Consider the following 13,277-nt stretch of genomic DNA (forward strand, 5'->3'; position numbering starts at 1 on the left):
AACTCCATCGCTGCGACCTTGTCTTTGCAGGTCACGCGTCAAATCTTGGGCTTGCTTACCCGAGTTGCGACATCATCAAGCGCGGTGCTGATCGTCTCGTAAAACTCCGCAAAGGAGTCGAGCCGCGCACGCACACCATCCGCTTCGGTGGGGAGCTTGTTGATTGTGTCGTTGATCTCGGCCTTGGCGTGGCGGGTGCCTGCAAGCGCATATTTCGTCATCGCGGCATAGGCATCATCGGCAAGTTGAAAGTAGTCTTGCCGGTCTCCGGTCTTGTTCATGCGCCGGATCAAGCCGCGTTCTTCCAATAAGCGGATCGACGTGCTGATCGTGGCCCGGCTGACCGATAAACGACGCGACAGCGCACCAAATGCGATCGGCTCGCCCTCAAAGACAAGCATGGCAAAGACCTGACCCGACATGCGGGGCAAGCCCTCGCCCATCGCGATTACGCCCATCCGCGTGATGAAATCATCGCGAACTTGGTCGATTTGGTCTGTGGTATCCATCTGTTCCCCGTCTACGGCAAGTTGCGTTGACGGTAGATAGCCAAGGGCCAGCACAAATCAAGTGTATTCGGAAAATTCCGAACAGACTGAACGTTGATTGTCGCAAAGTAACTTCAGACAGACAGCCTTATTTCAAACCGTTCTGTGCAATGTAGCGGGCCAGATCGAGCACAAGTTGACCACGCGCCGTTGCAATGGCGTTCACTCCGCCTTCTCTGTTGAATGGCACACTTAGGTCAAACAGGCCCGAACGCTCCCGCCGGTCGTCTGGAACGGCCACGAAATACTGTCCGGATGCGCGGAATTCACCGGCTTCGGTGGCCACAAACTCGGCAAAGCGTAGCTCGAGACGGGCATCGGGGAAGGCCTCAAAGGGCCAAGGCTCTGACGCGATGCGCCGCCCCGTCATCCGAGCAAGATTCTGGCTAAGCTCAAGCGCAACGGCGCGCTCTGGCGCGTCGGCCCAAAGCACATCGGTGGAACTGACAAGGCTGCCATCCGCCATCTGCAAAGAAATCTCTTCGGCGGCGGCATAAGTCGGCAAAGACACATCGCGCACTTCAACCGAACTAAAGGCAATAGAGGTCTTCTCCGTAACCACCGGGGTACGCACGGTAAACCGCTCAGCAGTGCCGCCGCAGGCCGCCAGAGCCGCCAGCAGTCCGAAAGTGATCAGGGGTCTTGCAATGTTCATGCTTTACCGTCCCAGCAATAGAGAATTGGGGTTACGTTCAATGGTCCGCGCCAAAGATGCAAGGGCATCGGCGGCTTTCTGGATGTCGCGCAGGGTTTGCTCAGCGCTGCGGCTGATCTGCTCACCCTTGTTATAGCCTTCGATGGTGCGGCTGGCCTGTGCGAAAAGCGCGGTCAAACGCTCAACCACCTGCGGCAGATCACGGGCCGATAGGGCGATGTTATCTGCCGCATTGCGGGCCGAGGCCAAGGTTAGGTTTACATTCTCAACCGCGCCGCCTTCACGCAATTCTTCGAGAGTGGCGTTCACCTCATCCAATGCCCGTTTCAGCGCGCCCGGCAAGGCGACCGCATCGTCGGTGCTGATCACCGCATCGGCGGATTCCGTAAGATCCGTCAGGGCGACGATTAACTCTTCCACCTCAAGGGTTTCGGCCTTGGCGGCGACCGCCTGAATGCTCTCCACCAGTTCTGGCACGCCCTCGACCGACGACGAGACCGCATTCGCCGCTTCAGAGGCCACATCCAACGCGCTGGAAAGCTGTTCGACGATGCGCTCTTCCTCAAGCTTGGCAACCAGTTGTTCAACCCGAACGAGCGTTCCGTTCAGGGCGACAGGCACGTTCTTAACCTCATCAGAGGACACCAGCCCGGTCAATTCGTTCAGCAATGTCCGCACGTCTTGCGGCGTTTCGCGCAGGTCTTCGTCAGAGACGAAAGATTCCGCCGAATTGAGGAAGGAAATCGCGCTGTTGAGCAACTCCTCGATCGGCAGGCTGTTGATGCGGGTAAAGACCCCTTCGACCGTGGCCGCAGCATCGGAGACGTCGCTTTCCGTGGTCGGCATCAAGGCGAGGCCATTCTCCGTCTCGTTCAACGAGGCCTCGGGCGCGTCTTCGACGGCCACGAACTCAACCTTCAAACCGCCGGTCAACAGACTGGCCGAAGCAAGCCGCGCGCGCAGACCGTTTTCCACACGTTCTTTCAAAAACGCCAGCGCGGCATCGGCGGTCACGTCATCCTGAAGCCCAAGATGCGCCGGTTGGATCGACAGGATCGCATTCAACCGCACGCGGCTGTCGCCAAAGCGTTCGAAATCCACGAGACCAGAAAGGGTCTCAACCTCGCCAATCTCAAGCCCGCTCATCTCAACCGGGGCGCCGACAATCAGGCCCGAAATATTATCGTCAAAAACGACGCTCATCTTGAGCGGATCGACTTCGGACGCGTTAAAGACAGAGTTCCGCGCGGTTTCCTTGTCGGGGTAGATCTCAAACACTGTCCCGTCAGACACCTGCGCCCCGCCTGAGACGAAAGTGTCAAAGGTGATCCCGCCGCCTACAAGGGTGGCGAGCGAGGAAAAGTCAATCTCGGCCCCCGCGGGGCCAATGTTGACGCTAAAGCCGGAGGCGTCCCAGAAACGGGTGGATTCATTGATAAGTTGCCGGTGCTCTTCAAAGATCAGTGCCTCGACGATGGCAAAGTTGCCGCGCGGGGCGATTTTGGCATAGCCTACGCGGCCCACTTCGATGCCCTTATAGAGGATCGGCGCATTGTCGGTCAGCTGGCCATTGGCTGTAGAGCGAAAAGCAATCTCAAGCCCGCCTTGACCGCCGCGGATCAATGGCTCGGTTGATGATCCCTGAAAGCGCTCGGCAACCGGGCCAACCTGTTGGTCCCACGAACCTTCGATGTAGACACCGCTCAGCACAGTGCTGAGGCCGGTGATCCCCTGCGCGGTGACCTCTGGCTGTACGATCCAAAACACCGCACCATTGTCGATATAGGGCGCCACATCTTTATCGAGGCGGATATGCGCCGTCACCCTTTCAAGGTCCGATGTGAAACCGACTTTTTCGACCACCCCGACCGTCACATCGCGAAAGCGCAATTCGGTCTCTCCAGCAGAAATACCAGCGCCTTCTTCAAACTCGATAACGATCAACGGGCCCCGTTCGGCATAGGAACGGTACGCCACAAAAAGCGCCACGATCAGCGCAAGGATCGGGATGATCCAGATCACCGACGCCCCACTAAGAAACATCTTGCGGGTCGGAGAAATCGGCAGGTCGGGAGGCGTCTTAGTCATTGGTTTTCAGGCCCTCGTCCTTGGTCTGAGTATCCCAGATCATGCGGGTATCAAACGCTTGTGCGGCTAACATGGTAAAAATCACGGAGAGAGCGAAAAAGATGCTCGCGGTACCGGGATTGATGGCTGCCAGTGATTTGAGTTGCACCAGAGACGACAAAATCGCAACCACAAAGATATCGATCATTGACCAACGGCCAATGTACTCAACCACTTCGTACAGGTAATGCCGCTGCCGCTGCGACGTAACAGAGCGCTGTTTGACGCTGATCGCAAGAAAGGCCACGGCCATGAATTTAGCGAGCGGAATGACGACGGACGCAAAGAGGATGATAAAAGCGATCCCCCAGTTGCCGTGATGCGCCAGTTCGACTGCCCCACCGATGATCGTGCTTTCATCCACCTGAAACAGCGTCCGGGTCTTAAGCATCGGATAGGTGTTCGCGGGAATGTAGCACATCAGCCCAACCGTCCAAAACGCCCAGACACGTTGCAGGCTCTGCCGGTCGCGGGACACCAGTCGATGCCCGCAACGGCTGCAGGTCTGCGCGCCCATTGGCGCGGGCTTGCTACAACGGGTGCAGGCGACGATGCCCAGATCCCGTGCGCTCAGGATTTCTTGGGATGTTCCAGAGAGTTCCATACGGACCACTTGCATAAGAATCTGTCCTGCGCGATGACAAGCACCACCAACGCGCCGAACATGTAAAAGGCCGGCCCAAAGCCGACATCCGCCAGATCGGCCACTTTGACCAATGCCACGGCACAGCCAATCGCAAAGACCTCGGCCATAGACCAAGGGCGCAGTTCCTCTGACAAGCTAAAGGCCGCCACAGCATGACGCGCGGGCGGGCGATCCAACACAATTGGAACCAGAACGTAAAGCGTCAGCAACACCCGCAGCAGCGGGATGAAAAAGATCAGCGCTGCCGTGGCCAAGGACAGCAAGATCATTGGACCCCCGGCAAAAGCCAGCGCGGCATCCAGCACCGAAACAGCATTGCGGTTGCCCGCCGCATCGATCGTCAAAAACGGAAAGACCGACGCGCCGATAATCAACACCATGACCGCCACCGCCACAGCGATGATTTGCAGCCCGGCATTATCACGCGGAGTGATCAGGGCCGTATGGCAACGCTCACAGGCCGCACGCTCCCCATCAGCGGGGCGCTGCAGCCGGTAAACGGCATCGCACTGCGGGCAGACGATGATCTCGTCCAGCGGCAATTCGGCAAGAGGTGTGTCAGGGTGATCCATTCTGAGTGGATATATGATGCCGCCCCCCAACGTATCAACAAATATTCCCGACCCTGTGGCGTATCTGCACCGGCGGATGCTCGCGCTCTCGCGAACGTGACCGGAACAGTCGGGCCTGCCCCTCGTTAGTCTAGCAGAAATCACAAAGGAGAAAGCAATGACCGATATCAGCAATGCAAAGATCCTGATCCTCGCCACCAACGGCTTTGAGCAGTCCGAGTTGGAAAAACCCCTGAACGACCTGCGCGGGCGCGGTGCCACCGTACATGTGGCCACCCCCGACGGGAATGAGATCAAGGGCTGGGACGAAGACGATTGGGGCAACACCACCCCCGCCGATTTGGCGCTTAAGGACGTGAATGTAGACGACTATCAGGGCATCGTACTGCCCGGCGGCCAGATCAACCCCGACCTGCTGCGAGCCAATAAGGATGCCGTGGCGTTGATCCGCTCGTTCCACGACAGCGGAAAAACCGTTGCCGCGATTTGTCACGCGCCTTGGCTGCTGATCGAAGCAGGCATTATCAAAGGCCGCAAGGCGACCTGCTTTGGCTCTATCGCGACGGACGTGAAGAACGCCGGTGCGCATTACGAAGACAGCGAAGTGGTCGCCGATCAAGGCATCATTACCAGCCGTTCGCCCGAAGATCTGGACGCATTTGTGGCTAAGATTGTCGAGGAGATCGAAGAAGGCAAACACGAGCGCGAGGCCGCCTAGGCTACGCATTTCGATGTGCGATTTACCCCCGGTCGTTTGGCCGGGGGTTTTTCATGGGCGACTTAATGACACGCCAATTTCTGCCAGAACCGCCTCGGTATCCGCGCCGATTGGGCGGGGTAGGCTCGGCATTACCGGCACTCCGGACCCAAAGCGCGGGGCGTGGCCCGATTGAAGCACGCCGTTCATTTTTAACATATTACCACGCGATGCCATCTGCGGATGATCCGGGGCTTCGGAAAAGCTGAGGACCGGTGCCACACAGGCATCTGAGCCGTCGAAATGCGCCGCCCAATCGTCGCGGCTGCGCGTTGCGAAAGCGGCGGCAAATTCGGCAGTGCGCTCGGCCCAAGTTGCGGTGTCATTTTGGCTTGACCCATAGTCAGCCGGAAGGTCCAATTTCTCTAGCAAGATTGCGTAGAATTGCGGCTCTAACGCCCCCACAGCGACGAACTTGCCATCGGCACAGGTGTAGCAGCGGTAAAACGGAGCGGCACCGTCGAGCCAATTCGCGGCGCGGGCCTCAGACCATGTGCCTTGGGCGAACATACCGTGGATCAGCCCCATCATCGCGGGCACCCCGTCGACCATCGCCGCATCGACAATTTGACCTTTGCCGGTCACGCCACGCTCAATCACTGCAGCAAGGATACCGAACAGCAAAAACATCGTCCCGCCCCCGTAGTCAGCCACCATGTTGAGCGGCGGCACCGGGGGCGCATCGGCGCTGCCCATGGCGTGCAGAGCCCCTGTTAGAGCCAGATAATTGATGTCATGCCCCGCCGTCTGCGCCCATGGGCCGGTCTGGCCCCAGCCAGTCATGCGGCCATAGATCAGCTTTTCGGAGCAATCTGTCGGGCCGAGGCCCAAACGCTCCATCACGCCGGGTCGGAACCCTTCGATCAGCACATCGGCAGACGAGATCATCGCCCGCGCTGCCGCATGGCCTTCGGGAGTTTTGAGGTCAAGCACCACCGACCGCTTGCCACGCCTGTTGATGTCGGCGGGATCCCCCGGTGCAGCTTTGCGGTCTATGGTGATGACATCGGCACCCAAATCAGCCAACAATTGCCCAGCAAGTGGCGCAGGCCCCAGGCCCGAAAATTCCACCACCCTTAGCGAGGCCAGCGGCCCTTTGCGTTCTGCCGTGCTCATGCCGCTCCCGGTACAAGCACCTGACGCGCGCCCTCGGTAAACTCACTTAAGGAAAGTGCCCAGGTTGTTCCGGGCCAGCGCAGTTCCATCTGGCGCTTTCGTGGTCGGTAAACCGCGGTATAAAGTGTGCCAAAACCCGCGTTAAAAGCCGTGGAGTAAAGCGGTGGTTTCAGAAACGCGCCGATAAATTTCTCTTCCGGATCGCGGTGCAGCCGCAACCGCTGTAAGAGATAGCGTTCACGCTCAACTGTTGCGGTGAACCGTGCATGGCTAATCCACTCAACGCTTTCTTGATGGTTCGTTGCCACCGCGGCACGGGTGATGACCGCCGGGCGGTCGGGTGCCATCATTGCGGTCAGGTAGTTACGCTTGCGGTCTAGAACGGTGACATTGTAGCTCATATGCGTCGGCACGCGCGATAGCACCTCGCCCGCCTCCTGCGCGGTTTCGCAGGTTTGTAGCACATAACGCAGGATCAGCGGCACGCCGAACCCTTCGCCCACCACACGCCGCCCGCCGAAGGTCAGCGAGATCGACAGCCCCGCGTCATTCACCCCATCAACCAGCCCCCACAGACCGTCCGAGGTGCCCATAACCTGACGACCCTGCCAATTCGTGCGCAGCACCATCGCGTCAAATGCGTTAGGATTGTAATCATAGTTGCGCACCATGACCGGCTCCTTCCCGGCCCAGATCGCTTGGGAGCAAGCTGAAAGATAGGGCGGCGGACAATAGAAACTAAGGAACCGGGCTGCATGATCGCTGCCACCCGCAAGTGTGCAGAGTTCATCATAAAGCGGTGCCATCTCTGGCATATGTTTGACCAACGCGCGGCGGCATTGGGCATAGGTCGGGCGCGCGGCCTCCCCCTCCTTCAGCCACCACGCGTGGTAGTCAGGCCAATAGGCCGCGAAGAGACCGGCCCACTTGGGGCCGGGCTGGTCTTCGGACATTGCGCGCCAGTACATCGCGGCCTTTCATCTTGCTACAGGATCTTGAACGCCGGATCAGAGAGTTCCGGACCAGCAGACGCGGTGGGCAGGGGTTTGCCCTCTACGCTGCGCTTGATCCCGTGGATCCACTTTTTCGCCCGCTCATTCAACTGGAAAGACTTGGTCATTGAACGACCCCGCGTCACAAGGATGCCAATGTCGGCCCCTTCATAGCGGTAATCACCCGGTTGCAGGATGCGCAGGAAAAAGGCTTCGTTCTCCGATTCCACCGCGCGGCGGTGATAATCGAAGCGGTCAAAGACCACGCTGCCGTCTTCCTTCATCTTATAGATGCCGGTCTCAGGCGCATCGGTACAGATGTCGACGCTGTCATCGGTGTGCTTGATCACCATCTGGCTCCAACCATCGATCATCTCAGGGTCGGCCCAGCGGGCGTTTAGCTCATCCACATCCAGATCGAATTTCTTACGGCTGAACTCGAGCAAGTGGAACAAGAACAAAGGCGCGTCGGCATGGGCGAAAGCCGCGTGGTTGGTCATCGAAGACGCCCCGGTGATGCGCGGGTTCAGCTCGCCCAGCCAAAGATCGCCGGTTTTTTTGTCGATCAGGAAATCGAGTTCGAAATAGCCGCGATACCCTTCTTTGCGCAGTTGCTCACCAAACTTGAAGGTCAGATCGCGGGCTTTTTCGCGCACCTTGGGCGGGAAGGCCGTCGCAAGAATCTCATTGCCGCACCAGCCGCCGCGATAGGGGGTCAGCTCTTTGAAGCCGACTAGCTCGGTCATCAGCGGGCCAACGATCGTGCCTTCCTTTGTGGCGCAGGCCTCAATCGCCGCACCCCGGCAATCGATGCGCTTCATGATTTTGATTTCGCCCTCGCCGACGATCTCGCTCTCATGGCGACGGAAATCAGCCTCGGACTTAATAAAGAACGTAGTGTGCCCGCTGTCGCCATAGGCCGATTGCAGCACCAGATCATGACCGATCCCGGCCATCTCGCAGGTCTTTTTCAGGTCGTCGTAAGACTTCACCTCGGCCAGAACGTTCGGCACGGAAGGCACGCCCGCCTTGTTGCCGATGCGGACGGTTTCGATCTTGTTGTCCATCGACTGGCGCAGCTTGGCCTTGGGGAACCAGACGTCCGCACCAAGCTCCTTGGACAGCCGCTCCGTCTCTTCATCGAACATCAAAAAGACGAACTTGGGCTTGCCGCCACGGCGCTTGATGAAGTCGATGACCTCTTTGTGCTGCAGCAGGTAGTTGTTGATGTCCTCGATGCTCTGGAACTCCGCATGGGGCTGTTCCGAGGGGCAAAAGACGTTCGGGTGCTTGCCGCCGTAGCAATCGATGTAGCAGATGTATTTGAAGTTCTTTACCCATTCATCCAACCCCAACAGGTTAAAGTTGGTGGCCGAAATGAAATAAACAGGGTCTTCGTTTCGGTGAAAGAACCGGCGGATTTCAGAGATATTTTTAAGTACTGTTGCCATGTCGTTGGTCCTTTTGGTCAAACGGGTGAAGAAGAAAGGTCTTTGCGGCGCACGCGCTTCAGCGCCTCCGCGGTAAAGACGCGCAGGCCCAGATCGGGCCGGTATCCGTGGATCTCGCTCACGTCCAAAGCACGCATGAAATCGAGAATTTCCTGACTGACGACCTGTCCGGGGACAAGGATCGGAAAGCCGGGCGGATAGGGAATGATGAAACTGGCCGAGACCACGGTCTCGCCCGCGTCCATCGCCTCTTGGAGCGAGCCGTTCAGGTCGAGGTAGTCACAGTTTTTCTCATCATAGGCGAGGAAGAAGGGCGTCCGAATGTCCCCCTCAGGCGTGTCTGCGGCGCGGAAGGCTTCGTGGAAGCAACTGAAATCCGGCAGCGGGGGGTAGTTTTCCATCAGGTTGGTCACACGCCGGTCAAACGACAGCCGTTCCATCCGGCTGGCATCGTCCAAAAGATCGTCGAGCGATTTGGCGATCTCTACCAGCACTTCGATCAGATAGGCGACCGAAGAGCGCGTGGTGCCGATGTTGGTCATGAACAACACGGTATTGCGCGAGGTCTTGTTGATCTGGATGCCGTATTTATCCATCAGGATCTGCGTCTTGAAGGTATCGCCATCCCAACCGGTGCCGCCAACGGCCAAGGTCACGCGGGTGGCGTCGAGTACAAACTCATCCTGCTCCCAACAATCCCACATATCAGTCCAGCCCTGCTCTACGTCATAATAGCTGGTGACGCCGCTTTCGCGGTGCTGTTCGGGGATCATGTCGCCGGCGGAGAGCACTTTGAAATATTTCCGCAGCAGGGCGTGTTCGCTGATCGCGCGGCGCATGGACATCGCCGCTTCGACCTGCCGCTGGACAAATTCGAACCCTTCCAGTTCCACCTGCCGTCGGCCAACATCCAGTGAAGCGATGATCTGGTAGTTCGGCGAGGTTGAGGTGTGGGTCATATAGGCTTCGTGAAAGCTCTGCTCGACCTCCCCTTTGAAGTCCTGATCGTTGACGTGGATCATTGAGCCTTGGCGCAGCGATGTCAGGGTTTTATGGGTCGATTGCGTGGCATAGGCCCGCACCCGCGCGTGGGGCGGCGGGATCAGCCGGGTGTTGAGTAGGGTCTCGTCATCCGCGTCTTTCAGCGTTTTCTGCTGCGCCTCATAGGCGTCGGCATGGGCGTCAGACTTGAATTTCTCGCGCAGTGTATTGGCCGCGTTCATCGCCGTTCGCTGGCGATATGTGGGACTAAACCGGGCGAATGCGAACCATGCCTCGTCCCAGAGGAAGATGAGGTCAGGCTTGATCGCCAGACATTCCTCCATCACCCGCTCAACGTTATAGACCAGCCCGTCAAAGGTGCAGTTGGTCAGCAGGAGCATCCGCACCCGGTCGAGCTTGCCCGCCGCTTTCAACTCCAGCAAACGGTGCTTGATCTCGCGCAGGGGCACGGCACCGTACATCGAGTATTCATTCAGCGGGTAGCTGTCGAGATAGCTGACCTGCGCGCCGGCCAGCACCATGCCGTAGTGGTGGCTCTTGTGGCAGTCTCGGTCGACCAGCACGATGTCGCCGGGCCGAACCAGCGCCTGCACGACGATCTTGTTGCAGGTCGAGGTGCCGTTGGTGGCGAAAAACGTCTGTTTAGAGCCGAAAGCGCGGCTTGCCAGTTCCTGCGCCTCTTTGATCGGGCCATGCGGCTCAAGCAGACTGTCGAGGCCGCCGGAGGTTGCCGAAGTCTCTGCAAGGAAGATGTTAGGCCCGTAGAACGCCCCCATGTCCTGAATCCAGTGCGAGCGCGAGATCGACTTGCCGCGGCTGATGGGCATGGCGTGAAAGACACCGGTTGGCTGTTTGGAGTATTCCACCAACGCCGTGAAGAAGGGCGATTTGTTCCGCGCCTGTACCCCGCGCAGGATGTTAAGGTGCAGCTCCATAAAGTCTTCTTGGTTGTAGAAAACCCGCCGACAGATGCCCAGATCAAGCCCGGCGATGTCCTCAACCGAGCGTTCGGTCACGAGATAGGCGTCCAATTCGGGGCGGACCTTGGCGATCATGCGGCAGAGTTCGGGGCCATAGCTTTCCGGTTCCAGCGCATCAATCTCATCGCGCCCCCCCGCGCGGGCAAGGTAGCGGGTCAGGATCTGCTGATCGACTTTCGATTTCAGCGTCAGCCCCGGACGCACCACAATCGCCTGGATGTTGTGGTTGAACATCACCGCAATCAGCGCGTCCTCAAGGCTGGGCACCACGACCGCCTCATAGATAAACGGGTCTTCGGTGCGGCGCATGCGGGTGACGTTGCTGCGCAGCCAGCGCTCTTGCTGTTCGCTTACATTGTCGACGATCAGCACTTCGAAATAGGGTTTCGCCAACGCCCGTGCCTCGGGCGGGAGCATCGCCTCGTCGTCGTGCTCGTCCTGATCCAGACTGTCGCGTTCCAGTGGGATCGTGCGGCGGCGATAGGCGCCGGTGGTCAACGCACGGGTCACACGGTTCACTGCAAAGGCCAGATCCTCGAAATTGCCATGCGCGAACTGGCGGCGCATATGGTCAAAGGCGCTCATCCCCGGGAAGGCCCAATAGGGCTCAATCAGGGCCAGCGAGTCGAACAGCGCCTCAATTTCCTTACGCCCTTGTGCCGCGCCCTTGTTCTTGGGGTCACGTGCCATGGCGGTGGTGGCGGCGCGCAGGGCGCTCCACCGATCCGACCGCAGTTGAATGGCCGAGGAATAGTCGTTCATAGAATGCATCAGTCGTCCTCTGCTGGAGGGCCGACCGATGCTTCAGGTCACGCTTTGCGCGAACCTCGCCCCGGCCTAGCCGCTGGTATTTTCGTTCAGCCCGGGTGTGTCGGGCGTTGTCTGTGGATCGGGCATCGCCGCCGCGGGGGCTGCGGGTACCGGTGCTTGGGCCACCTCCGGCGCAGTGCCGGCGGTGGGGCTGGCTAGCGGCTCGGGTGGGAAACCGTTCTTGCCTTTGTAGGTCGGAATATCGGCAGGCACCTGTTGCGCTGGCACATCGACATGCAGACCCGCGCGGCTGCCCTGCTGTGGAATCTCAAGCGGACCGAGGGTGTGCAGGAAGGCATCCGCGCCGCTTTCGCGGTCATAAACAGGGAAGTCTGTCGGGCGGTCCCGGAAGGATTTAAGCAGTTGGCCCAAGCCTTTCATGCCCGTTTCACGCTGGCGGCGCACCATGTTGAGATCGATCTCAATCGGGAACATGTCTTCTTGGCCTGCCGACTGGTGCAAAACCATTGAGGTCGGATCAACCACGCAGGATTTACCCACGCCGCCCGCGCCCAGACCGTTCACGTCGAAGATATAGCACTGGAACTGCGCCGCCGTGGCCCGCGCGATGGCAAGCTCGGCATCGCGATCGGTGGTGCCGGTCAAAACGGGGTGCAATAGCACTTCGACACCCTGAGAGGTCAGCTGGCGCGTCGTCTCGGGGAACCACATGTCATAGCAGATCGACAGGCCAAAGCGGCCCACATCCGGCACGTCGAAGATGCAGAATTCATTGCCTGCCGCGATCCCGGCCTCATAGGGCCGGAACGGGAACATCTTGGCATAGCGGCGCACCACTTCGCCTTCGGGGTTGATGACGACGGAGGTGTTATAGACCCGCCCATCTTCCGGATGCTTGAGGAACATCGAGCCGGGGATCAGCCATACGCGATGCCGCCGGGCAGCCGCCTGGAACTGCTCAATCGTTTCATTCTCGGGTGGCAGGGCAAACCGGTCAAGCGGGCCAAAGGGCGCCAATTCGGAGAACAGGACCATCTGCGTCCAAGGAAAGCGCGCCATCAGGATGTCGAGCCGCTGGATCATGCCCTCAACATTGGGCTGGAGGGCGTTGACGTACATTTGCACGCCGGCAATCGCGAAGGGGGTCATGCGTGAATACTCCGAACAACGCGGCGCAATGGACCATTTCCCTGCTTATCTCCGCGATCCACGTGTCTTACGCCCTCACGACCAGAACGGAAACAGGCGAACGGCGCACAATGCGGTCTGCGTTGGAGCCGACGAGGAATTCGCGCAGGCTGTCAGGGTGCTCAGATCCCATGACCACCAGATCGGCGTTTGATTTCTTTATCGTTTTCAGCGCCTCTCGGTGGATCTTGCCGAATTTTAGGTGCTGCTTCACCTTTACGTCATCAGGCACTTCCCGCTCGACAAGTTTTTCCAGCGCCTTGGCCGCGCGGCCTGTGGCCTGTTTTTCGTAGTCGGCGGGGAAAAACCCTTCGACCAGCGGCGTGCCCATGTCCGGCACGACAGAGAGGATATGCAAGGTGCCTTTGGACAAGCGGATCATATCAATCGCCTGAGGGAGCGCCTTTTCCCAAGATTTAGGGTCGCTCAGGTCAACGGTCAGCAGAATATTATCAAACATGGTGCGCCCTCC

Annotated in this window: 12 protein-coding genes; 1 reads left to right on the plus strand and 11 read right to left on the minus strand. The window is 58.9% G+C overall.

The features are described 5' to 3' along the window. Positions 1 to 38: 38 nt before the first annotated feature. From ACSQ16_RS18590 to ACSQ16_RS18610, 5 genes are all read right to left on the minus strand, one after another. Positions 39 to 509 carry a GbsR/MarR family transcriptional regulator gene (locus ACSQ16_RS18590; RefSeq protein WP_243261940.1) on the minus strand — a complete coding sequence of 157 codons (471 nt, stop codon included), beginning with the start codon at positions 507 to 509 and terminating at the stop codon, positions 39 to 41. Positions 510 to 636: 127 nt separating this feature from the next. After that, positions 637 to 1,203 (minus strand): PqiC family protein, encoded by a 567-nt coding sequence (locus tag ACSQ16_RS18595; protein ID WP_243261939.1) that lies wholly within the window; start codon positions 1,201 to 1,203, stop codon positions 637 to 639. A 3-nt stretch (positions 1,204 to 1,206) separates the two neighbouring features. Continuing rightward, a complete protein-coding gene (locus ACSQ16_RS18600; protein ID WP_243261938.1) occupies positions 1,207 to 3,291 on the minus strand; it encodes an intermembrane transport protein PqiB in 2,085 nt (694 codons plus the stop codon). Next, on the minus strand, positions 3,284 to 3,949 hold the full coding sequence (locus ACSQ16_RS18605) for a paraquat-inducible protein A (protein WP_338116687.1): 666 nt from the start codon (positions 3,947 to 3,949) through the stop codon (positions 3,284 to 3,286). Before ACSQ16_RS18605 ends, ACSQ16_RS18600 begins: the two co-directional genes overlap by 8 nt. Continuing rightward, complete coding sequence (locus ACSQ16_RS18610; RefSeq protein WP_093927679.1) at positions 3,901 to 4,548, minus strand: paraquat-inducible protein A; 648 nt, start codon at positions 4,546 to 4,548, stop codon at positions 3,901 to 3,903. The genes ACSQ16_RS18605 and ACSQ16_RS18610 overlap by 49 nt, the downstream gene beginning before the upstream one ends. A gap of 157 nt (positions 4,549 to 4,705) precedes the next feature. Here ACSQ16_RS18610 and ACSQ16_RS18615 point away from each other — a divergent pair, with 157 nt between their 5' ends. Then, positions 4,706 to 5,266 carry a type 1 glutamine amidotransferase domain-containing protein gene (locus tag ACSQ16_RS18615; protein WP_243261937.1) on the plus strand — a complete coding sequence of 187 codons (561 nt, stop codon included), beginning with the start codon at positions 4,706 to 4,708 and terminating at the stop codon, positions 5,264 to 5,266. A 51-nt stretch (positions 5,267 to 5,317) separates the two neighbouring features. Here the strand turns inward: ACSQ16_RS18615 and ACSQ16_RS18620 are convergent, their stop codons facing one another. From ACSQ16_RS18620 to ACSQ16_RS18645, 6 genes are all read right to left on the minus strand, one after another. Then, entirely contained in the window at positions 5,318 to 6,421 is a 1,104-nt protein-coding gene (locus ACSQ16_RS18620) for a CaiB/BaiF CoA transferase family protein (RefSeq protein ID WP_243261936.1), read from the minus strand. Then, positions 6,418 to 7,389: a C45 family autoproteolytic acyltransferase/hydolase gene (locus ACSQ16_RS18625; protein WP_243261934.1), complete on the minus strand. Its 972-nt coding sequence runs from the start codon at positions 7,387 to 7,389 to the stop codon at positions 6,418 to 6,420. The genes ACSQ16_RS18620 and ACSQ16_RS18625 overlap by 4 nt, the downstream gene beginning before the upstream one ends. 17 nt (positions 7,390 to 7,406) lie before the next feature. Next, entirely contained in the window at positions 7,407 to 8,864 is a 1,458-nt protein-coding gene (locus tag ACSQ16_RS18630; RefSeq protein WP_243261933.1) for a biotin carboxylase, read from the minus strand. Positions 8,865 to 8,881: 17 nt separating this feature from the next. Beyond that, complete coding sequence (locus tag ACSQ16_RS18635) at positions 8,882 to 11,617, minus strand: aminotransferase class I/II-fold pyridoxal phosphate-dependent enzyme (RefSeq protein WP_243261932.1); 2,736 nt, start codon at positions 11,615 to 11,617, stop codon at positions 8,882 to 8,884. Positions 11,618 to 11,683: 66 nt separating this feature from the next. Continuing rightward, positions 11,684 to 12,766, minus strand: a complete 1,083-nt coding sequence (locus ACSQ16_RS18640) for a carbon-nitrogen hydrolase family protein (protein ID WP_243261930.1) — start codon at positions 12,764 to 12,766, stop codon at positions 11,684 to 11,686. A gap of 67 nt (positions 12,767 to 12,833) precedes the next feature. Then, entirely contained in the window at positions 12,834 to 13,265 is a 432-nt protein-coding gene (locus ACSQ16_RS18645) for a universal stress protein (RefSeq protein WP_243261928.1), read from the minus strand. Positions 13,266 to 13,277: the final 12 nt, after the last annotated feature.

Source organism: Sulfitobacter sp. SH24, assembly GCF_965641895.1.
In the GTDB taxonomy this organism is placed as follows: Bacteria; Pseudomonadota; Alphaproteobacteria; order Rhodobacterales; family Rhodobacteraceae; genus Sulfitobacter; species Sulfitobacter dubius.

Bases quoted from the DNA above. Each gene is read 5' to 3' on its own strand.
- ACSQ16_RS18590 (WP_243261940.1), bottom strand. From the start codon at position 509: ATGGATACCACAGACCAAATCGACCAAGTTCGCGATGATTTCATCACG.
- ACSQ16_RS18645 (WP_243261928.1), bottom strand. From the start codon at position 13,265: ATGTTTGATAATATTCTGCTGACCGTTGACCTGAGCGACCCTAAATCT.
- ACSQ16_RS18630 (WP_243261933.1), bottom strand. From the start codon at position 8,864: ATGGCAACAGTACTTAAAAATATCTCTGAAATCCGCCGGTTCTTTCAC.
- ACSQ16_RS18605 (WP_338116687.1), bottom strand. From the start codon at position 3,949: ATGCAAGTGGTCCGTATGGAACTCTCTGGAACATCCCAAGAAATCCTG.
- ACSQ16_RS18610 (WP_093927679.1), bottom strand. From the start codon at position 4,548: ATGGATCACCCTGACACACCTCTTGCCGAATTGCCGCTGGACGAGATC.
- ACSQ16_RS18635 (WP_243261932.1), bottom strand. From the start codon at position 11,617: ATGCATTCTATGAACGACTATTCCTCGGCCATTCAACTGCGGTCGGAT.
- ACSQ16_RS18615 (WP_243261937.1), top strand. From the start codon at position 4,706: ATGACCGATATCAGCAATGCAAAGATCCTGATCCTCGCCACCAACGGC.
- ACSQ16_RS18600 (WP_243261938.1), bottom strand. From the start codon at position 3,291: ATGACTAAGACGCCTCCCGACCTGCCGATTTCTCCGACCCGCAAGATG.
- ACSQ16_RS18620 (WP_243261936.1), bottom strand. From the start codon at position 6,421: ATGAGCACGGCAGAACGCAAAGGGCCGCTGGCCTCGCTAAGGGTGGTG.
- ACSQ16_RS18625 (WP_243261934.1), bottom strand. From the start codon at position 7,389: ATGTACTGGCGCGCAATGTCCGAAGACCAGCCCGGCCCCAAGTGGGCC.
- ACSQ16_RS18595 (WP_243261939.1), bottom strand. From the start codon at position 1,203: ATGAACATTGCAAGACCCCTGATCACTTTCGGACTGCTGGCGGCTCTG.
- ACSQ16_RS18640 (WP_243261930.1), bottom strand. From the start codon at position 12,766: ATGACCCCCTTCGCGATTGCCGGCGTGCAAATGTACGTCAACGCCCTC.